Raw genomic sequence first — 25,776 nt, 5'->3', positions numbered from 1 at the left:
GTGAATAATTAAAAATTAGACCTAATTATTTGGGATAGTAAATATTAAAAATAAGATTTAAATAATTGTTAATTCAAATAAAATAGCTATTGTAAAATCTGATTATTTAAACTATGATGAAAATGAAATAAAATAGAGATATGTTAATCCCTATTTTTTAACTGTAATTTTTTTACTTATATTGTCTTTTAGGCAAGTTACTTTGTATGTGTATTTTTTGCCAACATTTAATTTTTTAAGCATGTTTTTCTTAATATTAAATGTTGCTATGCCTTTTTTGTTGGTTTTTGCTTTGTATGTTTTACCATTGAACTTTAAAGTTATTTTAGCTTTTAAATATTTTTTGTTTATTTTTTTCAAAGATATTTTAATTTTAAGTGTTTTTGCTGATTTTTTAACTTTTAAATTTTTGGCGACTAAAATGCTTTTTACTGTTATTTTATTAAGTTTTTTAATTCCATTGTAGATGCTTGTTACTGTGTATTTTTTAGAGCTTGGTTTTAAGTTTATTTTAAACGAAGCATATCCATTTTTATCAGTTTTTGCCACTATTTTTTTACCATTTATTAAGAATGTTATGGTTTTTCCAGATAATGCTGTGTTTTCTTTTGTTAATTTAACACTATATTTAGCTTCGCTCATATAATACACTGCTAAATTACTTGTAGTTAATTTAGGTGCTATTATAGATACAACCATGTTTTTAGATAATGATTCGTATTTTTCATCTCCAGAATATTCGATTTTGATACTGTGTTTGCCTAGAGTTAAGTCAGGTATTGTGACTTTAGCACTTCCTTTTACCAGATTTTTGAAATAAATTTTACCCCCAACAGTAACAGTCAAATTACCTGTTGCATCAACAGGTAACTTAATAGCAATGTAGGGATTTTCTTTGTCTTTAAAAGTATTGATGTTTAATATATCATTTATATTGTTTATGACCTTAGAGATATCAATACTTGTTTTATTTTCACTTGAGTAATAATTATCATTACCCCAAAAATTTACACTAATAACATAATGGCCTTCTTTAGAAAAACTTATATTCAAAGTTGCAACACCATTTATAATAGTCAAATTTTGTTTTTCGTTATTTATTTCAACAGTGATTTTTCCATTAATGTCTGTTGGTAAATTAATGTTTATATCTACATCATCACCAACTTTTGCTTCTTTTGGACTTATAATATTAATAAATGGATCATATTTATCAACAGTTACAATAACATTTTCTGTTTTTTCTGCGTATTTTTTATTACCTGAATAAACTACAATAAGATTATTATTGCCTAAAACTAAACCAGAAATATCAATAGTAATAGTATTATTATTTAATTCTTTTGTGTAATTTTTATCTTTATCTATAATGGTAATATTACCAGTAGCATCTTCAGGTGCTTCAATTATAATACTTGCATTTTCACCAACTTTAATTTCACTTGGAGCGATTATATAAACTTGATAATCATCAACTTTAGACACTGAAAAATTAACTAAAATAAAAGCATTAACATGATTTTTATTAGTAAAATGAACTTCAGCTGTATAATTACCCTCATCTAGCTCATCAATAATTACATTAACCAAAGATGAGTCATTTACAACTACAGAATAGCTTTTATTATTAACAATTACATTTACAATACCTGATAAAGCAGAAGGTAAAGTTACTGTAATATTAGCATTTTCAGAAGGATTGACATTCTCACAACTTGCATCAATGACTATGTTGTTAAATTTTAAATTTATTATTTCTTCATCCAATTTAGCAGTAACCTTATTATTTGAAGAATTACCAGTATAACTCACTTTAAAAGTACCATTTTCTAAAATCGCTGTTGATGCTATTTCTCCAGTAGTTGAAGATAAAGTTACATTCATTGGTCTTAAATTTTCAATCCCATCTATTGTACTGTCGTTCCACATTAACCTGCCAACAATTTCGTATTTGTTGTTTCCTAAGTAGTTTTCATAAATGGAAAATATAGCATATCTTGAAACTATGCATGTATTGTCAACCCAAGCTCCTGATTGACTCTCCATGAATGCATGAAGAGGAAATGCATAATCTGGAAGTGTATTTTGACCAAACCAACAATCCTTTAACATGCCGATTTGTGATGTGTACATATGGCCAAAAACAACATCATGATGATCTAAAAAAACGCAGTATTTATATACGGCTTTAACATTCCACCGATGTCCCCAAAGAGGGTGTTTAAAGTTACTAAACTTACATTTTATAAATTCAAAAGGAGAATGGTAACTTAAAACAACTGTATTTTTAAAATTTAAAAAATTGCAATTATAAAATTTACCATCCATAAATTTACCTTCTATTACACGAAACCAGTTCCAAGACTCACTAGTAATACCAGTAACATTTGCATCAAATGTAATATTGGAAAATGTAAAATTAGCATATTGGGAAACAAAGCCCAATGACTGTGAATTTTTTTCACTGCCAACAGGTTTAATAATAACATTGCCTCCATTAATTGACTGCATTAATAAATTACTTGTATTAAATTTTAAGTTTGAACCAACATAATAAGTTCCATCAAAAATATTAATCTTTACATTATTTTTACCATTAACATCACTACATGCTAAATCTAGTGTTGCAAAAGGATTTTCATAAGATCCATTACCTCCATCCTCTGTAATATTCGAACCAACATAAATCTCATAGACATTTTCAGATGAATCTTGAATATCATCACCTAAAATATCAGGATTATCTGAACTTAGAACATTTTCATCAATATCATTAATTTCATATTCACTATCGTTTAAATAATCATTATTATCAGTTGCACTAGCTATCCCAACACAACAAATTAATAGGAGAATCATTGATAAAACAAAAATTTTAAATGTCTTCAAATTATCACCTTTTATCATATTAATAATTCCTTAATAACCTTATTTTTCAACTGTGATTTTTTTACTTATGCTGTCTTTTAGGTAAGATACTTTGTAGGTGTATTTTTTACCAACCTTTAACTTTTTAAGAACATTTTTCTTAATACTAAAAGTTACTACTCCATTTTTACTGGTTTTTGCATTGTATGTTTTGCCATTAAATTTTAAAGTAATTTTTTTGGCTTTTAAGTATTTTTTATTTACTTTTTTCAAAGATACTTTAATTTTAAGTGTTTTAGCTGATTTTTTAACTTTTAAATTTTTAGCAACTACAATGCTTTTTACAGTTATTTTATTATATTTCTTAATTCCATTGTAGATTGTAGAAATTGTGTATTTTTTAGAATTTGGTTTCAGATTTATTTTAAATAATGCATAACCATTTTTATCAGTTTTAACCAGTGTTTTTTTACCATTAATTATGAATGTTATTGTTTTTCCAACTAACGCAACATTTCCTTGAGTTAATCTAACTTTATACTTATCTCCACTACTGTACAACATTACAATATCTTTTGCAACTAGTTTAGGCATTGGAACATTTACTATTGTATGTTTAACAATGAAATCATATTTATTATCCCCAGAATAACTAACAATCATGTCATGTTCTCCAAAAGATAATTGTGAAACCTTTACATAAGCACTGCCATTAACAAGTATTGCAGTGTAGTTTTTACTATCAATATTTAGAGTTAAATTACCTGTAGCATCAATAGGTAAGGTAATAATAAACAATAAACTAGCATCTGATTGAATCACCTTATCAACAGTGATTGTTGGAATATCCATAACCTTAAAAGTAGCTAATTTACTAACATTATTAAATCTCATATCTCCATTATATGTAACATTTACAGAATAGTCTCCATGAACTAAATTAGAAATCCTTTTTATAAACAATCCATTTTTAACAATGCCAATATAAGTGTTTTCGCCAATTTTTATTGATATATTGCCTGTTGCTTGACTATTTAAAGTAATCATGATTACTGCATCATCGCCAACAACAATATTTTCAACATTAACTGATAAATTAGGATTAATTAATTCAGCAGTATTTAGTGCAAAAATCTTATTATCCTCAGAAGTTACATAAATCACTCCATCAGCGTTCATTATTGGATTTCCGACTATTTTAGATTTTAAATTAGACTTCCACAATATATTGCCCTTACTATCCATTCCATAGAATATTTCACCAGCTGCAAAATACAATTTTCCACCATTATCAACTAAAACTCCAGATGTTATATTTAAATCACAAATTAAAGATTCATTACCGTTAACTAAATCATATTTGTATAAATTACCTTTGGAATTAACTGAATACAATCCTTTTTCTGAATTCAAAACTAAAACGTCTCCAACACCACCAGTTATTTTAGTTTTCCATATTCTACTACCAGAAACAGTATAAGCAACAATAGAATCTTCATGTATTGCATAGATTATATTTCCATCACCAACAATTGGCCTTACTTTAGCATAATTTCCATTTTTGATAAAGATAGTTTTCAAAGTTTTAGCATTAATTACTCTAAGATTATTTTCTGATAAAACAACGATAATTTCATCATTTAGTGTTGGTGAGGCTATAGGTGCTGAATTACCTAAATCAACAATTTTAATTTGTCCACCATATTTCCAAGCTTTATATGGAACTATAACAAGATTATAATTATTTGATGAAACTTGGTATTCACTAACAATGTATAAATTTGAATTATAATCAATAATTGGTGAAAATAAACTAGATCCTTGATAAATATTAGAACTTCCATACCTTTCACCAGTTGTTTGATTTATAAAGTATAATGTATCTCCAGATTTTGGTGAAATTATAACATCACGACCAATAGCAATACCTGAAAAATTACCATAAAGATTATTTTGTGAGAAAGACCATCTTTGAGTTCCATTATTTCTAAAAGAATAAATTCCAGATTTTGTTGCTACATAAATATTGCCTTCACTATCAATTAATAAACTACCAACAATTTCGCCATTAATCGTGTGATTCCACAATAGATTGCCGTTAATTTCACTATCATAGATTGATTTTCCATCATTATTGGTATTAGAACCTTCATTTGACCATTGTGGAATAGGATATTCAGATACTGTAAATGTAGTGGAATTAGAAACTGTTAAATAATTATTACCATAATATGTTGCAACAAATGTATATTCACCAATGTCTAAATCTTCAATTTTATGTTCTATTTCTCCAGATATCGGGATATTTATTGTTTTTCCGTTAATATCAAATGTTCCCTTTACTTTTTGAGGAACTTTAATATAAATAATAGCATCTTGTCCTATTCTAATATCAATAGATGAAATATTAAATGATAAATTAGCCTTATTTATTGTAGAATTAACAATTATTGTTTTATTAAAGTAAGTATCATCACCTGTATAAAATATAACAACATTTTTAATTCCTGCATCAACATCTACAAGAGTTATTGTGGCTTTACCATTTAGAACCTTAGAAGTATTTGTTATTCCATCAACAGTAGCACTTACATTCCCTGTAGCATTATCATTTAAAGTAATTTGAATTGTAACCACTTCACCATAAGTAATATTATCAATTATTGCATTCATGGTTGAATTTAAATTATCTACTTCAAGTTTATAAGTATCTTCACTAATTAAATATTTATCATTACCATTATAAAGGGCTTTGATTATATAATCTCCTCTAGTTACATTTTTCATGATATGTATTGCTTTAGCATCTTCTAATTCAATAGTTTCAATTACACCATTGATTGAAATAGTCACATTACCTGTAGCATCACTATTAGTTGTAATAGTTAAAACTATATCTCCTCCAACTTCAAATTCACCAATTAAAATTTTAGTAGATGATTCATATTTAGATACCCCTACAGAAGTTGATTTTGTTTGAGATAAATACTTTTTATTCCCACTATAGTTAACAGTAACTGGATAATTACCTGCTGTTATATTTTCAAAAATAAATATTGTATTGGCATTTTCAATTACCCTTGTTTGAGTAATATTTCCAATAATAACAGTCAAATTACCACTAGCATCATTTGGAAGAGTTACACGAACAGTTAAATTATCACCATACATAACATTTTCACTCTTAACCGAAAGATTCGGGTCAGACTTTAAAAATTTAAAATTAACAATATATGAAATTCCATTGTAAATAGCCTTTAAAGATCCATCAGATAATTCTGTTAATGTGTAAGTAACATGAGAGTAACAGTCTGTGATGTTTTTATTAACATTTCCATTGACAGAAATAATTTCTAAATCAAATTTAGGTAAATCCACATATTTATCTCCATTAATTAAATTAAAACCAAACTGAACTAAAGCAACATGATTTTGTTCAAGGGAATTGAAATTGGAAGTAATATTTAAAATTAACCAGTTATCCATTTTTAGATTATTTGGCTTGGTTAAATTATCTAAGGTATTACCCCACCAATTATAATTAAGATTAATATTCTCTGTATTTCCATCAATAACTTTAGTATTATTGATTAAAATTGAATTTTTAATTGTTGCAAAGCCATTATTATAGATAATAACTGCATTATTATTGTTAATTATAGAGTTAGATATTTCAACAGAAGATGAATCAATAATTTTAGATAATGAATTAGCTGTAAAAACACATCCAGAAATAATTAAATTTCCTTGATTTTGCTTAATAAAGGAACTCCCTGTTAAATTTATAATATTCATATTTTTAAGAGTAAAATTACAAGAATTTATGTTGAACATAGTGTTTGAAAGACTACCTATAAATTTAGCATTTCCTTCACCTTTTATTGTCAAGTCATAATTTACTTGAAGATTCTCTTCACAAAATTCACCATCCATGATTAAAATATTTTTACAATTTTGAGCAAGCTCTATTGCTTTTTTAATGGAATGAACTGGAGACTTTCTTGATAATCCATTATTAGCATCATTTCCCATTCCTTTTGAAACAAAAATATATTCACGAGTACTAATTACAGTTAAATTATTTGATTTTTGATTAGATATAGTTGGAATAACATAAACATTAAAAATATCTAAATCACCGAAATCTAAAGTAAATTTTTTTGAATTTACTGTTTTAACGTAATTATCATTCACATAAACATCATAAAGTGTTTTATCTAAAATATCAGAATCATAATATTTTGGATTAGATAGTTTTGTATCGATTTTAAAAGAGGCTTGGCTAACATTAACATTTTCTAATTTTAAATCTAATTTTGAAAACTCAATCGAATTACCTAAATAATAATTATCCTGAATGATTCCTTCAGATTCGCCTAATCTAATAACCAAAACATCTCCACTTCTTGTATGATTAATAAATTTATTTCCAGTAATTATAACATTAGGAGATCCCCAATCTCCACCAGGATCTAATGCACAAATAGCTGTACCTATTGAAGCAGCATTTGAAATAAAAGTTGTATTTATAACCGCAATTGAACCTCTATCCATTATAGAAATAGCCCCTCCACGACCAGTTCCAGTTGTGGATAAATTATCAAGAGCCCAACAAAGATTTTCATTGTTTTTAAATAAAGAATTTTCAACATAAATATGAGGAGCTGATTCATAATAACAAGCTCCAATTGCTCCTCCACCATTATTGGTAGTACAATTATTACCTTCAAATATTGTATTGTAGATTTGTAAGTAACTATATGTATACAAAGCTCCACCATTCCAACCTGCTACATTATCTGTAAAATTAGAATCGTAAATAGTAGTATTAGCTCCTCCATGAGTATGTATTGCTCCTGCCCATACACGTGCCCTATTTTTATAAAATGTAGTATTAGAAACTGTTAAAAGTGCACAGTTATTAATACATCCAGGTTCCATTCTTGCATAATTGTTTTCAAAATAACAATTTTTCACAAACATGTGTGCAGATTTGAAATGATAACGTTCAAAAATACTGACGCATCCAAAATCGGTTGTACAATTAATAAAAGTACAGTTATCTAAAGTTGCAAAACCTTTTTTTAAATATACAATACAAGAATGACCTAAGTCCGTATTAATATTATGAAATGAACAATTAGCTATAGTATTATTAAATTTACCTCCCATTTGGAGAAATATTGCATCAGGGGAGTGATATGTTTTAATCCATTTAAACTCAACATCATTAATTATTAATCCTGCTTTAACATTATCTTGGACAATAATTGCAGTATATTTAATTGCTCTAGGATTTGATGAATTATCACCAATATATGCACCAGAACTGCCTAAAATAGTAAAATTATTCATAACCCTGATTTGACAATTAGAATCAGAAGCATCAGTAGGGTAAAAATTAGTATTTTCCTTCAACTTTACAATGTAATCTTTATCTGTCTGTGATGCATAATATTGAAGCTCATCCCAATTATTAACTATTATTTCTTCCGATTTAGAACTTTGTAATTCATTAGAATTATCAAAACTAGTAACTTCTAAATCAGATGAATCATCTGAAGTTAGATTTATATTATCGATTTCATTTGCAGATACAAAGTTAACTCCTAAAAGCAATATACCGATCAATAATATAAAAATAAAATACTTTTTCATGATTTTACCTCCAAAAATTTTTAAAAAAAGAGTGTTTGGCAAAAGTCCAATTATAAAAAAAAATGTATTTTGTCGCACCCCCCCCCCCTATTAGATAAAAAATAAAAAAAAAATAGAGAAAATTTAATCTCTATTTTTTAACTGTAATTTTTTTATTTACACTATCTTTTAGGTAAGATACCTTGTAAGTGTATTTTTTACCAACTTTTAACTTTTTAAGAACATTTTTCTTAATAATAAATGTTGCTACACCTTTTTTGTTGATTTTCGCTTTGTATGTTTTGCCATTAAATTTTAAAGTTAATTTGTCTTTTAAGTATTTTTTGTTTACATTTTTCAAAGATATTATAATTTTAAGTGTTTTTGCTGATTTTTTAACTTTTAAATTTTTAGCTGAAACAATACTTTTTACAGTAACTTTTTTAGTTACTTTGACTTTGTTGTACGTTACAGTTATAGTGTATTTTCCTGGTTTTGCATCAATTTTTAAGATTGCATATCCATTTTTATCAGTTGTAAGGGTGTAGGTTTTTTTGTTGAATTTAATTGTTACTTTTTTACCCTTAACAGCCACACCATTTAATGTTACACGAATCTTATATTTATATCCACTATTGTAGTATATTGTAACATCATTAGCTGCTAGTTTAGGTTTAGGAATGTTTATAGTAGTGTTTTTAATTATTGGAGCATATTTATCATCACCAGAATAGGTAATTACTATATTATGATTTCCAGCTGATAATGCAGGAACATTTACAGTAGCACTACCATTAACAAGTGCTTGGGTGTAATTTTTACCATCCACGGTTACAGTTAAATTACCAGTTGCATCAGCAGGCAATTTAATGCTGAAACTAGGACTAGACACATCACTTGGAGTAGTAATATTTAATACCTCATCAGTATTGTTTGTTTCAAGTTTAGATACTGTAAAACTAGTGCTGTTTTCATTAGCATCATATTTATCATTACCCACATAGTTAACGATGACTGAATAGTTTCCCCCTTTTAAAAGAGTTAAGCTTAAACAAGCAGTACCATTTACAATTGTTAAATTTTCTTTATCATCATTTACTTGGATTGTTAGGTTTCCTGTTGCATCAATTGGAAGATTAATTGTTATAATAACATCATCTCCAACTTTAGCTTCACTTGGAGCTATAATATTTATTTGATAATCTTCAATTTTGGATACTGTGAAATTAGTTGAAGCTTCACCATAAACCTGATTTACTTCATCTTTAAATGTGGCATATACAGTGTATTCTCCTTCATTTAAAATCTCATCAACAGTAATATTAACAGAAGATGAGTCTGTAACATTCACTGTATAAGTTTTATTATTAACCACTACGTTAACTATACCATTTGAATTATCAGGTAAAGTCACAGTAATATTAGCATATTGTCCAATAAGAATATCTTCAACACTCACATCAATATCTGCTGTTTCAAAATTCAATTCCAATTCTTCAAAGTCTAACTTAGCAGTGACTGTATGGTCTTTAGAATTACTTCTATAAATTACTCTGAAAGTACCATTTTTGAAAACAGCAGTATCTGGCAATTCACCAGTAGTTGAAGATAAAGTAACATTCATAGGACCTAACTGATCAATACCATCACTTGTACTATCATTCCACATCAATTTACCAACAATCTCATAAGCAGTATCATTAATATAATTCTCAGAAATAGAAAATATCGCATGCCTATTGATAATTAATGAACAGTTATGAAAATAAATTGGAATAGGATAAAAAGATAGATCATCTGTAATATTAAAAGAAGATGGAATAGTATTAGAACCTAACCAAACATCCTCCAAAGTTACATTTTTAGAGAATGTACTTATAAATCTGGAACAATTAGCTGAAAAAATACAATATTTAAATTGTCCTCCGAATGATTCTAAAATATATCCTGTTGGATTATCAATATCAATGAATTTACAATTCGAAACTATAAGACTAGATTCCAAACTTCTTAACCAATACAAAATTGGGTTTTTATTAAAGCCCCTAAAAGTACAATTATAAATCTCACCTCCCGTAGAAGTTCCAGTTAACCTATAATAACTACCAGTTAAGTCTGAAGCATCAAAAATTAAATTATTTATTTTCCAATACCATCCATCAAATGTTAACTCAACACTATTATGAGGTTTTGGTTTTAAAATTACTTCACCACTAACTGGCTCCATAATTACATTAGTATAAGACCAAAACGCTGTATTTTCTATAATATGAGTTCCTTCAAAAAACTTGATTGTTAAATTCTTTTCAACATTCTCAGTCTTTTGAACAGCTATCTTTAATGTTTTAAAAGGATTATCATAAGATCCGTTACCATCCTCTGTATTTGGTCCAACATAAACAACATGTTGAGAATTTTCTTCAGAAGAAGTATTTGATCCGTCTTTTAAAACATCACCATCAGCTGCATTTAATACAGTATCTTCATCATATGAATTATCCTCAACATTAATGTTTTCATCATCTATTGATAAATCTATTGATTGATCAACTGTATCAGAAGAGTTAATATCTTCCAAAGCATTGACTGCATTAAACGAAAGTAAAATTGTAAAAATTAAAATTAAAAGAAAAATTTTTTTAAACGTCATATTTAAAGTCCTCCTAAAAAAATAAAAAAATGAGAGTTTTAAACTCCCAATAGTTTTACATAATTAACTTCTTATAACTCCTATTTTTTGAAAATTTCCTAAATAAGAACCAGATTTATAAATATTCGCAAAGGGTATTTTTAAATCTATGAAAGAAGATGAAATAGTGTTTATAATGTCTCGGCAATAATTATTACTAACACTATTACTACTTCCACTACCAATATATACTGCAGCATCACCACAGTTAACAGTACCAGCAGAGTTAATAGTTTTTAAAGCATTATAATGCACATTAGTATTAACTGCACTCATTAAATAAACCGCATATGTTCCATTTTTAACAAGAATATTATTATTGTATATATCATAGGTATGATTTCCAAAAGTCCATTGAGCGTAACTAACTCCAAATGCATTGAATGACGGATTATAACCTGCAACATTATTAACAAGAATAGTGTTACCAGTTACATTAGCATAAGTATCCTGCAATTCCATGCCAGATACTAATGACCATGAATCAGTTCCTGCAGAACCTGTAACATCAATATTATTGCCAACAATAGTTAAACTAGTATTTCCATAGTAATTTTGGGAATAAATACCAAGATTAGGACCATTATTAACAGTGGTAATGTTGTTATTAGAAATAACTACACCTGTGTGTGGACCAGTAAGTTGAACACCATATGCTGCTCCAGTACCATTATTAACAATAAATCCTCCACCATCACTATTAAGTCTAATTTTATTAGCATCAATTACAATATTATAACATTTATACACATCTACAGCATACAAATAGTTAGCTTGGTTATGTTGAGTAACTTTATCAATTTCAACAATGTCATTATGACCAATATATGAATTATTTGAATCAACAATAATAACAGAATCTAAAGTCGGATAGCTTCCTGCCCTGCAGGATACATTTATACGCATCACATTGTTAGTAAAGTTCAAACCGTTGGATGATTGTATAGCTGCGCTCGCAACAAGATCTGTTGCAATGTTTGGAAAAGTAATGCCCGGAACGTTAAAATTAACATCCTTAAGAGGCAAATAAGCAGTTATATTATTATTTGCAACTTCTGCATTTTGACTATCCTTAACCCGAATTACATAATTATAACAGTTAGAGTTAGCATATGGAACATTATAAATAATTGTATTATTTAATAACTTTACATTACTAGAATTTAAAACATCAATCCCATGAAAATCAACACCATCAGGAGCAGTGACATTTATAAATAGATTTTTTACCTTAACATTTTCACCGTTAATATAAATTACTGCACCATTACCAGCCCAATTATCTCCAGTAAATTTAGCACCACTAATAGATAAACCCTGGGCAGTTAATTTAAAACCAGTATTTTGGAATACAGCATCATTTGAAAAATATAATCCTATATTCCTATTAATCACAAAGTTTTTAAAAGGAATATCTATAAATGAACCACTAAATCTTAAAGCACCACACTGTGAACCAACATCTAAGCTTCCATCTGGCTTAAAGAAATTACCATATGTAGTATTAGTTACAGTGTACATTGCACTTATATTATATCCATTATTTACACCAGTTCTTTCAACTTCCAAATCCTCTATTTCAACAGTTTCAAGTGTATCATCTACATTATCAACTTCAATGACATCACTTTCTTCCAATGATTGATTATTATCAGCATTTGTTGCACTAACAGTAGTGATGCAACAGATTAACATGATAATCAATACACCAAACAAGATTTTTCTTTTGTATTTCATTGCAATACCTCATTTAATACATGATTTACTAAAATAAAAGCTAATTTGAACTTAATCCTCTAAATTATATGATCTTAAGAGTCAAATTGAACTAGTTTTCATGAAAATCATGCTGATTTAAATAAAACTAACAAAATCAAATTTTTTATTAAAAAAAAATTTAATAAAATTCTGTTAAATTTTATTTAATTAGCATTATATTTTTATCATATATAAATGCATTGAATATAAAAAAATATTTTCTAAAATTCATATAAATTATTTCAGTGCTACTATCCAATGAATGAATAAATAAAGATTAAAATTTTAAAAATACACTATTATTTTCATTGTATTTTATTAATATAATCATAAAAGATAGCTTAAAAATATATTTTTTAGAATTTAATATAATTTAAATGAAAAAACATAGTCCCAAGTCAGCAATTATTTATTATTAATTCTATATTTTATAAAATATGCTAATTAAATAGGTATTTAACTAATTTATCGAATATAAATTAGCTAAAAATTATAATATAACAGTTTTTCCTATGGAAAATTTAAAAGATAATTAATTTTCATGTATATAGTTAATTACTTTTTCTTTTTTAGATATTGCATCATCGCAAGCTTTCTGGACTTTTTGTTTCATAGCTTCAAAGTCCTCGGGAGTTGTATCACCTACTAGCTTTTTTATTTTAGTATAAGCAGCTTCCCTAAATAGCGGCACTAATTTTTCACTACTACCATCTTCTTTATTTAAAATTGCTTCTCCTGAATTGTTTACTGAACCAATTTCACCAATAGCTACATCATAGCTACTAACGGCTTTTTTAACATCCCCAACAATGTCTTCAGGAACTATTAACATTAAAGAATCTGTTGAAACACCTAAATGATCTATATTTAAGGTTTCAAGCATGCTTAATACATTTGGAGCTACCATTTTGCGAATTTCTTCTTCATCGAATTCTAATCCAACCCCTGTTGTATTTGATATTTCATGAGCGTCACCACGTAGTCCTCCATTTGTTACATCCGTCATTGCATGAATGTCTTTTACAAGGTCATTCTCAAATAGCGCATGTGATGCTTGAACAAAGTTAACGTTCATTGTATCCCATATAACATCGAAAAATCCATTATAAAGTGCTGTTGTTGTTATTGTTCCTCCACCAGATCCTTCTGTTAGTAAAATTACATCGCCATTTGTTGCTCCTTTTCTTGCAGTTGGAGGATAATTTGAAACTCCTACACTTCCAACAGCTGAAACAAATCTATCTCCTAAAACCATGTCCCCCCCCACTCTTAAGGTACTTCCTGCAACTATTGGAACATTTACTAGCTCAGAAACTGCTGCAACTCCTGCCGTAAAGTCAAAAATTTTACTAACATCTCCATCATCTGCTAGGTGAACATCACTTAAAATAGCTACTGGGTCTGCCCCCATTACACAAACATCTCTTAAAGTTGCTCTAGTTACATGAAAACCTCCTAAAAATGGATATTCACTTAAACGAGAGTGTATTCCGTCTACTGCTGTTGTAATATAAACTTCATCATTTTTAGCTTTTGCTTTTATAACCCCTCCATCATCTTGCTCTGACGGATTAACTAATGATGCTGTGTTTGTAGATGATACAATATCTGCAATTCTTCTATGTACAAAAAAGTCTCCTGCTCCACGTGAACCAACACCCATTTTACCCATTTCTACACCAGAGTTTGGAACTTCAATGATTTCACGTAAAAATTCATCATCACTATATTTTAGTTTTAAAGTTGTTGAAACCTCATCAATTACGGCTTTTGCCATTTCATAAGAATTGTCCTCATTAATATCTTTATAGTCCCTTATGTGCATAGCTAAAAGATTAGCTAAATCATCATATGAATAATCATCAATTCTTTTTCTTACAAACCCTTCTATATCCATTTTATTCTAACTCCAAATTTACAAAATTTTTTAAAATTTTAAGACCTGCTATTCCACTTTTTTCTGGATGAAATTGTGTTGAAAATAAATTATTGCGACTTAGAGAAGCTACAATTTCTCCTCCATAATTGCATACTCCTGCTATTATATCATCATCTGTTGGAACAGCATGATAGGAATGAACAAAGTAAAAATACTCTTTATCAATACCTTTTAATATTGGTGAATCATTACAAACATTTACTTTATTCCATCCCATATGTGGAACTTTTAATCCTTGTGGTAAGTATTCAACACTTCCTTTAAATAAATCTAGGCCTTTAATATTAGGACTTTCGGCACTTTCACTCATTAAGACTTGTTGACCTAAACACACTCCTAAAAATGGTTTATCATCATTTACATGTTCACATATGACATCACGAAAACTTTCAAGATTTTTCATTGCACTTCCAAATGCTCCAACACCAGGTAAAACTAAATAATCACTATTTGCTATTATTTCAATGTCGTTAGTTATTTGATACTTAGAACCAATCTTTTTAAATCCGTTTGAAATACTTTTTAAATTTCCACTTTTATAATCAATAATCGTTATCATTTTAACCATCCAATAGCTGATCTAATCATTAATCCAAAGTCTGAAAATACTATTTCATCTGTTCCTAATGTTTTTGAGTGAGCATCCAATTCTGCAACAACATGTGTGTATCCAAGTTCTCGCAGTGGCTCTACTAAACGTGGCCCATCAGTAATGGCAATTGATTCTGTTTCAAATTCTTCAATAGGAAATGAATGTGGAACACCAAATACAACTATTAAATCTAAATCTTTATCTTTTAAGTATTCGCTAGCTATCTTGCCAGTAATTGGATATTCATCCAGTCCTCCAGTAATATAATCTATATCGCATGGAAGTTCTTTTTTAATATTAGTTGCATGTTGTCTGATTCTCTCAAGACCAATATTCTCATCTAAATTAGCTACAACTAAAGGTTTATTGTCTGGATTAATCTCCCTGTAATCAAAATTAATAATGTCTGCAAATAAATAAGAAGTTTCTTTTTTAACATTTAACACAAAAGCTACTTTTTTATTATCTTTTAAGGCATTCACAAGTATTTTTGCAACCTCTTCTTTTGAATCACCGAAGTTAGGTTTAATGTATTTGCCTTGAGCCATTCCACGGGTTTTTTCTATTTCGGTTGCCTTTTCAAGCATTTCGATTTGCCTGTCCGCTTCACTTCTTTCAATTACACCACATTCAGCAGCAGCATCTAAAACCATAATTGCCCCCACAGTATTGTCGCCTTCACCAGATCCTCCATGAGATTCTACAGGGATTACTGTGCAATCTAAGTCAGCGTTAGCTATGGCTTCCTTTAAATCTTCACCGATTATCATGCTTGCACAGGTCCCGACAATACCCATTAGCTTTGGTTTAAACATTTCATAAGCTTCAATTAAAGTTTTTTCTAATTTTTCACCAGCACCTAAAATAAAATCGTTTTCAGACATTCCAGTAGTCAGTACACGCACACCATCACTTTCTAAAAGCCTAGCAGTTCTAAAACAACAGCCGGTTGGTCCATGCATGACAATGACCTCTACATTCATGTCTCTTAAAGTATAAAGAGATGCTGCAATTGGACTTGGTCGTGGATGCATATTTCTTCACCTATAAGATAAACATTTAAAATTCTTTGTTAATAAAATTATACATTTACAAAGCAAAAAACTGCCAAAACATGACAAGACAATTAAAATAAATAAAATAAGAAAAAATATCAAAAATCTAAATTGTTGAGAAAGCTCTTAATCAAAAATTTCTTTTAATTCATTTAAAATTTTATCATGATTTTTATTATATTTTTTAATTTTAAAAGTATTTACAGCATCATCAAATAATTTAGAAACATCAAATGAATAATTAAGATATTCCATATCTTCAATAGCGAAAAAAACATCAATTGAATGAGGGGTTGATTCTAAAATTTCATTTTTATTTTTAGCTTTATTTGAAGCCAGTATGGCCATTTGCACTAACTTAATAAACGCATCATCATATTTACCTATGCGTTCATTATAATAGAAATGATGAAGTAAATATGTGAAATAAGTATTAAATTCTTCTTTAGTACCTAATGAATTATTTAATTTATCATCAACAAACAAGTCTTTAATTTCTTCAATGCTAAGATCTTCATTACAAGAATTATAAAAAGCTAAAAATTCATCGAAATCATAATCTATCATATTATCATTGAAAAAGTATTCTAACTCCATTAATTCATCATCTCTGTTTTCAATAGGAATAACATCATTGAAAACATTAGATTCAAGATAATCGGAAAAACCCCTGACTAATTCTTCCATAGATTCATTTAATTTATTTACTGCATGTTGTTCAAAATCAATTTCTCTTATATGTAAACCGCATACACGACAAGATCTTACAAAATCAGGAATATAATTTCCACAAAAAGGACACTCCTCAACAGATTCATCAAACTCCGTAATTTCTTTATCGATGACCTCGAAATGACTTAGTAAATATAATAATCTTTGATAATGAGATTTTTCGTTTAGCTCACCTGATTCTAATTTATTGACAATATGTTTTCTTATTTTAAAACCATCATCAATACTTAAATTAAATTTCTCTAATTGTTGGATGAAATCATCCCTTAGTTCATATTCATTTCCAATCATATTCTCGACAAGGAACTGTTCGGCAATTTCATCATTCTTTCTTTGAATAAAATTATCTATTTCATCGCCGTTATTTTCCCATATTGAGAATTTTTCATCAATATACTTTTCACTAACACGTTTAAGTTTTTTACGGCATTTATATCTCTTAAAATCGAATTTGCGAGGTTCAGTTAAAGCAAAAAAATCACCATACTTAACAAGTTCTAATACAGGATCTCTAAACATCACACTACATAAATCCATATCAAAAAGATTAGCTTTATATGGAAATAGAATATCTGGTTTTTTGTAAAAACGTTTAATTTTAGGATTTTTATAAATTTCACTATTAACATCCACAATGAATTTAAAATAACTCACAACAAAATTAGAAGCCAACTCAAATGCAAAATCATTTTTTAATAACACCTTAATAAATGCCTTTGTTGGTTTTCGTGGATAAAACTCAAAATTATCAAATGTTAACAAAAAAGATAATGTTTCAAAAAGTAGATTATTGCCCCGGTATTCTGGAATAATATAAGCATCCATAATTGAAAATTGATTATCAACTAATGGAAATTTCTTTAAGGTTATAAAACCAACAATATGATTTTCAAAGTGGATTTCATGAAAAAAATCATATTCTAAAAAATCAAGATTATAACCTTCTTTTTTTATTGCTTTTGAAATTTCGGGATAATCATTATTTAAAAAATTGTCCAATAATTTGCTATTATTATTATGAAACACAAATTCATCATTCATATTTAACCGCCATATAATTTCTTTTTTAAACAATTTTTTTATTTTTCTTTATTAAAAATATATTGCCGAAGTATTGAAAATAATTAACTGTTAAGATGAATATATTAGTCAAAGCCATGTCTTTTTATTATTTTTTAATCAATGAATATGGCACTTTCAAAAATTCGAGTTAATTTAAATAAAAATATCTAGTATAAATATTAAGTAAAAATGATGCGGATAATCCATTATGTTGATTTATTAAATAGATAAACTTTTTAAAATGGATAATATCCAATATTATCACATTTAGTTTTTAACCATCTCTCCAACATTTTATCTGCTAATATGAATTTTTCCCCATTAAATTCTATAATTCCTTTATTTGAAAGAGAATCAATGAATCTGGAAATACTTGATTTTGCATAACCTAGATTTTTATCCAGATTAAACCTGTTCGCACCATCAGATTCTAATAAATAAATAATAAACTTCTTTTCACCAGGATTTAATCTACCCCATACATAAATCCACATAAATGCAACCTGATCTATTTTTTCATATAACATTTCTTTAATCAGTTCATCATCACAAAGCTTGTTATTTGGTAAAATTGAAGATAAACTATTAATATACAATGGAATACCTCGTGTACATGAATAAAACCTTTTAAAACCTTCCTTAGTGAATTTTAAATTGTTTGATTTTTCATTAAGGTATTTTTCTGTTTCATCCATAGTAAACGGATCAATATTGATTTGTATTAATCGTCCCCCAAAAGCTCCCTCTTGGCCATTAACCATGTTTATTATATCTGAAGTTTTTGAAATAGAACCAGTGAATATATAACTTACATTAAATTGCTTTTGTGTAAAACTTCTAATTAACCAAAAAAATGCATCTGGGTTTTTTAAATTTTTAAGCAGTTGAAACTCATCAAAAACAATTACAAAACCTTTAATATCCTCAGATGAATCAACAATATTTTGAGGTAACTCCATAACAAATTTACTTAACTCCTTATAATTATCAAAAATTACGGGTATTGGAATATCTAAAAAATTAACATCATTTGAAAAATCATAGTTTTTTAATAGTAATTTTTTAAAATTAGATAAAATTTTATCTTTTAACTTTCTCATATTTTTTTCATCAAGAATCCCATATATCCTATTTAAAATAATTTTCAGAACTTCTTCTTCGGTTATTTTTCCCTTTTTTCGACCAGTGATTTCAGATAAATCTATAAAAACACTTAAATATTGACTAGGTAAATCATTTAATATTTTTCTTAAAAGAAATGTTTTGCCAACACCCCTATACCCCGTAATAAGTAACTGAGGAGGAATATCCTTTTCTAACATGCTTAATTGAGTAGTAATCATTTCAATATCTTTAACCCTATTAAAAAAATACTTATCAATATCTTTTGGCATTGAAATTGGCATTAAATCCATTTGAAACACTCCATAATTTAATTAATCATATATTTAAAATCAAAGTATAAATATGTTTCATTAAATCGAACACGTTCCACCAAATCGAACAAAAATAAAAAAATTATTAAATCGAACACGTTCCATCAAATGAAACATGATAAAAAAAAGATAAAAATTATCCTTTAGTAATAATACTAATAATATCTCTATCTTTCAGTTCATAGTCACTGGCCACCCTCATGTTAGTTCTAGCATCCACAGCATGCATAAATTTATCCCCAATATCAGAGTGAACAAGATAAGCCAAATCACGAGGATTAGCTCCTTTGGGAACTAAAATTCCATCAGGCAAAATATTTCCCTTTTGATCCGTGTATTTGTGTTCATCCTGAACCGGATAAACAACGATCCTATTTAAAAGTCCAAAAATTCCTTCATTTAAAGCTTTTTGGATTCCAGTACTTCCATAAACATCCAAAATATTTGTTTTTATATAATTTAAAGCTTTTAATTGATTAGTAGACAATTTTTTCTCTTTTAATATTTCAAATGAAGAATCTCCAGAAACATAACTAATTAAACCAGCTTCAGACGCCCTTACAAGTGCAATTTCAGATTCTGCAGATGCAGGAATAACATTTGGATATTTTTCTTTGATTTTTTTAATATTTTCAGCAGCCGTTGGTAAATCGGCTTTATTTGCTACAATCAACATTGGTTTTGCAATATCTAATATATTACGTGTTAATTCAATGAAATCTTCTTTTTCCCATTTATTATATTCCTGATTGCTCATGTGTCTTTTAGCTTCAATTATATCTTCTAATGAAATTCCAGTACCGGATAGTTGATCAAAAATTACTTTGGCAATGTCTAACTTTTCAGCTTCAATTTTGCGTACCAGCCTAATCCAGTTTCTGCTTAAAATACCATACATCCACATTACAATTTCTTCTTCTAAAAATTCTATGTCTTCTAATGGATCATGAGAACCTGCTTCAACTGGTTGACCTTCAATATCAGTTGAACCAGAAGCATCAATGACATGAATGAAAACTTTAGCCTGCATTAAGTCATCTAAAAACTTATTACCTAATCCCTTTCCTTCATGTGCTCCTGGCACTAACCCCGCAACATCAATTAACTCTATAGGAAGCAATCTTTTTCCATCAATACAAATTGAATTTCTAGGATTACAAGTAACATCTAATTCTTTACATGGGCAATCACTTATTACATGAGCAACAGCTTTATTGGCATCAATAGTTGTAAATGGATAGTTTGCCATTTCTACCGTTGATGAAGTTGCTGAATTGAAAAAAGATGATTTTCCAACATTTGGTTTTCCAGTAACTGCAATTTGAAGCATAATAATCACATGAAATATTTGCTTTTTAAAATATAAATAGTTTCAGAGTTTATAGATAATATAATATAAAGGTGAAATATTGCAAAATAATGAACAGCCCTCCGCAATGAAAATTCGTCAAAATATTCAAGAATTCATGACTTACACAATAACAGATAAGGAGTTCAATGAAGATGATGTTGAATTGATTAATGTTGACATTGAATTAGATAATCTAGATTGGGTTTTTCATAATTATAAAATTATTAACTTAACAGACATCCATATAGGACAATGGATTCAGCCTGAATATTTAGATAATCTTGTGGAATATATTAATACATTAAATAGTGACATGATTGTTTTAACTGGAGATTATGTTTCATATATTTTAGACGGATATGAAAACGATTTGGAAAAATCGCTGAAAAAATTAAAAGCTAAAGATGCCAAATTAGCCGTTTTAGGAAATCATGACCATTGGATGGGTGCTGAAAAAATAAGAAAAATTCTTAAAAACGCTGATATAATCGATTTAAGTAATGATGTTTATATTTTAGAAAAAGGAGATTCCTCAATTAATATTGCAGGGGTTGATAGTTGCACAGTGGGTAAAGATGACTTGAATAAAGTTATAGCTAAAATACCTGATGATAATCCATGTATATTACTTGTTCACGAACCAGATTTTGCTGAAAAATCATCGAAGACAAATAAATTTGATCTTCAAATTTCTGGGCATTCACATGGAGGACAATTAATAATACCCATGATTGAAACAACCCCATTTAGAGGTGCCAATTCTCAAAAATATCCTGTTGGAAAATATAAAGTTGGAAATATGATTCAATACACAAGTCGTGGGCTTGGTACTAATTCGTTTAGACTTAGAATTAATTGTAAACCTGAAATTACAATATTTACTCTTAAAACTACAAAAAAGAAAAAAATTAATGTTGAAGATGAAATAAATGATTAAAAACACCGTCATTAAATTTTTAAAAAGTGCAATAACTACCCTCTTAATCATAGTGGCAAATTGTCTTTTATTAATTGGAATGCCAACTATCTGCTCAGATTTTCATTTGGGCCCATATTATAATTCAATATTTATCATTATTGGAGTTTCAATAGCTAATATTATTTTATGGCCTATTTTTAGAAAGATTTTTATAAAATTAATCCTTTTTACATTAGGTATTTCTGCATTATTTGTTAACTCGTTAATATATTTTTTAGTCATACTAATTATTCCAGATGCTTCAATTGGAATTTGGGGATTATTAGAAATTCCATTATTGTCATCAATAGTTACTACAAGCATGTTTTCTTTAACAAACACTGATTATTTTGAAAATTATGAAAAAACTTTAAGGAATAAATACAAAGAAAATAGATCTTATAAAAGGTATCCTGGAATTATAATGCTTGAAATTGATGGATTATCCAAAAACATACTTCAAAAGGCTCTTGATAAAGGAGTGATGCCAACACTTAAAAATTGGTTAGAAAATACCCATACATTAAAAGGATGGGAAACTGACCTTTCAAGTCAAACCGGAGCTAGTCAAGCCGGAATATTACATGGGAACAATGAAAATATTGTTGCTTATAGGTGGGTTGAAAAAGAAAATGATAATAGAATCATTGTATCTGGTAAATTAAGCCATGCCCCTTTAATTGAAAAGAGAATTTCAGATGGAAATGGACTTTTAAAAGATGGAATCAGTATAACAAATATGTTTTCAGGGGATAGTAAAACTGCACCTTTAACTTCATCTAAAATTCAAAATGTACTTAGACTATATAATACCTCTTTAAATACGATTTTTGAAGATGCTTACAACTTCCCAAGAATTATTGTTTTATTTTTATGGGATATTTTAGTAGAATTAAAATCCCAAATACTCCATGTTCTTAAAAATATACAACCTAGAATTAGAAGAACAATTATATATGCTGCAATAAGAGCGGGAGCTAATGTTATTCTAAGAGAAACAACAACAGAAATTTTAGCTGCTACAATCATACATGGAAATGAAGATACTGCTTATGCAACATATATGGGTTATGATGAAGTTGCTCATCACTCTGGAGTGATGGATCCAGATGTTTGGGGTGTTTTAAAGCAAATTGATAAACAATTTTATAGACTTCAAAAAACTATTGAAGATAATGAACGAAAATATGAAATTGTAGTTCTATCTGACCACGGACAAGTTAATGGTGCTACATTTAAACAAAGATACGGACTTAGCTTAGGAAATTATGTTAGAAAATTGCTTCCAGATGATTTAACCATGTTTAAAAATGAATACAATATAGATCACTTCAGAGATGTTTTTATTCCTGAAAGTAAAAATTTAAAAAATATTAAGGAAAAAGTAGAAGATTTAAAAAATATCGATATTTTTGAAGAAATCGAAATTATCCAAAATTTAAAAGAAAAAGGAATTAAACTTATTTCAGAAAATGAACAACTTGAAAAATTAGCAGGGAGATATGGAAGCAATCTAGATTATATTAAAAAACACAATCCTACTAATCAAAGTACTAAAAAAGCAAAAGATTCTGAATTAATCGTGTTAGGTTCTGGAAACCTAGCTTTAATATATTTAACACAATGGATGGAACGTTTGAACTATGAAGAAATTATTTTATTGTTCCCTGATTTAATTCCAGGTCTTGTAAATCATCCAGGTATAGGGTTTATATTGGTTGAATCAATAACTAATGGACCAATGGTTATAGGATCACAAGGAATTTATTATTTAAATACAGATAAAATAATTGGGCAAAATCCATTAGCTAATTTTGGTAAAAATGCTCCAATGCATTTAAAAAGACATAATTCATTTAATAACATGCCAGATATTTTAGTAAATAGTTTTTATGATCCTGAATGTGATGAAGTATGTGCATTTGAAGAATTAATTGGAAGTCATGGGGGAATGGGAGGAGATCAATGTAAACCATTTATATTATATCCCTCTTATTGGAAAGATCCAGGAGAGTTAATTGGTGCAGCCTCGGTATATAATTTTTTAAAAAGAGAAATTGATGATTTAAATCCTTGATAGCCAATAATCTAAAATTTCTTCAATTTTCTCATCAAAACCAATAGTTTTATCCATATTCTCTTCTGTTGATTGAGGATAATCAAGATTTAATCTAATAAGAGTTGCATTAGGATTATTAAAAGTCATTTGTTCAAAAGGAAATCTAATAATACTCGGGGTGTTATAACCTACGCCCATCTCTAAAAATACTACTTTTGAATCATTGATTTTATCTAAAAATCTAGAGTAATTCTTATTCATTTCATGCCATTTTTTATCTTGAACAAATAAATTATCTTTCCTTAAATTAATATCCATTTCAGCTCCACACACCGGACATTTAGGAATTAACTTTGTAGGGATTTTACAATCTTTAGTTTTAAAAAGCATTTCTGAAATAATGTTCTTATTAGGATATAACTTATTATGACAAGCTTTACTACACTGGAATAATCCATAATCACCCTGGGTTGCAAATATTCTTTCATCTTCAAAATCATTTATCCAAAATTGGTGCTCCACATTAGTTGTTAATACAAAATAATCCTTATCTTTAACTAAATTTAATAATTTTTGATATACATCAGTTTTACCTACTGAATATCTATTAACATCAATGTGTCTTGCCCAATAAGCCCATTTTTCTTCTGAAGTTTTAAAAGGATAAAATCCTGATGAATACATGTCTTTCATCGCATATTTTTCAATGAAATCTTGAAAATTACTTGTAAATCTCTCACCACCATATAAAATTCCAGCAGCCGAAGAAAGTCCAGCTCCAGCTCCGATTAAAATATAATCAGATTCATCAAGGGCTTTTTTTGCATTATCCAATCTTAAAACAAAACTATCCATACTAATTACCAAACAATAATTTTTTATAAATATCGTAGTCTTTATCTGTAAATACATCGAAAATAATATGATTTAAAGAAGTTTCATTTGAATTTAAAAAATCTTTTACTGTTCTAATAGCTATTTCAGCAGCTTTCTTTTGAGGAAAGTTAAAGACTCCTGTTGAAATGCAACAAAAAGCAATTGAATTCAATTTATATTCACTAGCTAATTCTAAACAAGAATTATAGCAGCGTTCTAATTTTTTTACATCATCACTAGATACTCTCATGCCCCGTTCAATTGAAGGCCCCACTGTGTGAACAACGTATTTAGAAGGTAAATTATATGCATTAGTAATTTTAGCTTTACCTACATCTTCATCTCCTCCTTGTAACATTATCATTCTATTACATTCTTCTCTAAGTTGCAATCCAGAAGCTGAATGAATAATATTATCAATACAATTATGCATTGGAATAAAACAACCTAATAGTTTAGAATTAGCAGCATTTACAATAGCATCTGCAGATAAAGTGGTAATGTCTCCTTGCCACAACATGATTTTACCAGATGATAGGGAAATATCCTCAACCGATGTTAAGTTTTTATTGGCTGTTTCTCTAGATAAAAATTCATCTTGAATTCTTAAAAACTCCTCTGAAATATTAGATGGATGTCTCATGTTCATAAGTGATCTAAGCAGATTTCTTTTTTCACTAAAAGTTTTTGGAATATCTATTGACTCTGATCTTTCATCAAGCAAATAATTAATTAAGAACTCTAACTGTTCATCATTATTCATC

At 28.0% G+C, this 25,776-nt stretch carries 15 protein-coding genes; 2 read left to right on the top strand and 13 right to left on the bottom strand.

Annotated elements, in window-relative coordinates; genetic code table 11:
• Nucleotides 1-150 precede the first annotated feature (150 nt).
• The 10 genes from MBORA_RS06990 to MBORA_RS06945 all read right to left on the bottom strand — a co-directional run bounded on the left by MBORA_RS06990 (nucleotide 151) and on the right by MBORA_RS06945 (nucleotide 21,098).
• Nucleotides 151-2,889 carry an Ig-like domain-containing protein gene (locus tag MBORA_RS06990; protein ID WP_042691958.1) on the bottom strand — a complete coding sequence of 913 codons (2,739 nt, stop codon included), beginning with the start codon at nucleotides 2,887-2,889 and terminating at the stop codon, nucleotides 151-153.
• Between the two features lie 39 nt (nucleotides 2,890-2,928).
• Complete coding sequence (locus MBORA_RS06985) at nucleotides 2,929-8,526, bottom strand: outer membrane protein assembly factor BamB family protein (protein ID WP_063720445.1); 5,598 nt, start codon at nucleotides 8,524-8,526, stop codon at nucleotides 2,929-2,931.
• A 130-nt stretch (nucleotides 8,527-8,656) separates the two neighbouring features.
• Complete coding sequence (locus MBORA_RS06980; protein WP_042691968.1) at nucleotides 8,657-11,155, bottom strand: Ig-like domain-containing protein; 2,499 nt, start codon at nucleotides 11,153-11,155, stop codon at nucleotides 8,657-8,659.
• Nucleotides 11,156-11,218: 63 nt separating this feature from the next.
• Nucleotides 11,219-12,931 (bottom strand): right-handed parallel beta-helix repeat-containing protein, encoded by a 1,713-nt coding sequence (locus MBORA_RS06975; RefSeq protein WP_042691972.1) that lies wholly within the window; start codon nucleotides 12,929-12,931, stop codon nucleotides 11,219-11,221.
• A gap of 553 nt (nucleotides 12,932-13,484) precedes the next feature.
• A complete protein-coding gene (locus MBORA_RS06970) occupies nucleotides 13,485-14,849 on the bottom strand; it encodes an AIR synthase-related protein (RefSeq protein ID WP_063720444.1) in 1,365 nt (454 codons plus the stop codon).
• 1 nt (nucleotide 14,850) lies between these two features.
• Nucleotides 14,851-15,450 (bottom strand): imidazole glycerol phosphate synthase subunit HisH, encoded by a 600-nt coding sequence (gene hisH, locus MBORA_RS06965; RefSeq protein WP_042691975.1) that lies wholly within the window; start codon nucleotides 15,448-15,450, stop codon nucleotides 14,851-14,853.
• Nucleotides 15,447-16,517: a Ni-sirohydrochlorin a,c-diamide reductive cyclase catalytic subunit gene (gene cfbD, locus MBORA_RS06960; protein ID WP_042691978.1), complete on the bottom strand. Its 1,071-nt coding sequence runs from the start codon at nucleotides 16,515-16,517 to the stop codon at nucleotides 15,447-15,449. The genes hisH and cfbD overlap by 4 nt, the downstream gene beginning before the upstream one ends.
• 147 nt (nucleotides 16,518-16,664) lie before the next feature.
• Complete coding sequence (locus MBORA_RS06955; RefSeq protein WP_063720443.1) at nucleotides 16,665-18,311, bottom strand: hypothetical protein; 1,647 nt, start codon at nucleotides 18,309-18,311, stop codon at nucleotides 16,665-16,667.
• 257 nt (nucleotides 18,312-18,568) lie between these two features.
• Entirely contained in the window at nucleotides 18,569-19,747 is a 1,179-nt protein-coding gene (locus tag MBORA_RS06950) for an AAA family ATPase (protein ID WP_042691984.1), read from the bottom strand.
• Between the two features lie 157 nt (nucleotides 19,748-19,904).
• The gene (locus MBORA_RS06945) at nucleotides 19,905-21,098 is read right to left on the bottom strand and encodes a redox-regulated ATPase YchF (RefSeq protein ID WP_042691988.1); all 1,194 of its coding nucleotides are present in this window, start codon (nucleotides 21,096-21,098) and stop codon (nucleotides 19,905-19,907) included.
• Nucleotides 21,099-21,204: 106 nt separating this feature from the next.
• On the opposite strand from MBORA_RS06945, the gene MBORA_RS06940 reads away from it, so the two are divergent.
• Complete coding sequence (locus MBORA_RS06940) at nucleotides 21,205-22,056, top strand: metallophosphoesterase (protein ID WP_063720442.1); 852 nt, start codon at nucleotides 21,205-21,207, stop codon at nucleotides 22,054-22,056.
• 117 nt (nucleotides 22,057-22,173) lie between these two features.
• On the opposite strand, the gene MBORA_RS11190 is transcribed toward MBORA_RS06940, so the two are convergent.
• On the bottom strand, nucleotides 22,174-22,401 hold the full coding sequence (locus MBORA_RS11190; protein WP_231475749.1) for a hypothetical protein: 228 nt from the start codon (nucleotides 22,399-22,401) through the stop codon (nucleotides 22,174-22,176).
• On the opposite strand from MBORA_RS11190, the gene MBORA_RS06935 reads away from it, so the two are divergent.
• Entirely contained in the window at nucleotides 22,400-24,154 is a 1,755-nt protein-coding gene (locus MBORA_RS06935; protein WP_231475750.1) for an alkaline phosphatase family protein, read from the top strand. The two genes, MBORA_RS11190 and MBORA_RS06935, sit on opposite strands and share 2 nt — an antisense overlap.
• Here the strand turns inward: MBORA_RS06935 and MBORA_RS06930 are convergent.
• Together MBORA_RS06930 and MBORA_RS06925 are read right to left on the bottom strand one after the other, a co-directional pair.
• Nucleotides 24,143-24,991 carry an SIR2 family NAD-dependent protein deacylase gene (locus MBORA_RS06930; protein WP_042691992.1) on the bottom strand — a complete coding sequence of 283 codons (849 nt, stop codon included), beginning with the start codon at nucleotides 24,989-24,991 and terminating at the stop codon, nucleotides 24,143-24,145. The genes MBORA_RS06935 and MBORA_RS06930 overlap by 12 nt on opposite strands.
• Before the next feature lies 1 nt (nucleotide 24,992).
• The gene (locus tag MBORA_RS06925) at nucleotides 24,993-25,775 is read right to left on the bottom strand and encodes a protein-ADP-ribose hydrolase (RefSeq protein ID WP_042691995.1); all 783 of its coding nucleotides are present in this window, start codon (nucleotides 25,773-25,775) and stop codon (nucleotides 24,993-24,995) included.
• Nucleotide 25,776 lies beyond the last annotated feature (1 nt).

Origin of the sequence: Methanobrevibacter oralis (assembly GCF_001639275.1) — an archaeon.
GTDB classification, from domain to species: domain Archaea; phylum Methanobacteriota; class Methanobacteria; order Methanobacteriales; family Methanobacteriaceae; genus Methanocatella; species Methanocatella oralis.
This window is presented reverse-complemented; position numbering and strand designations above follow the sequence as displayed.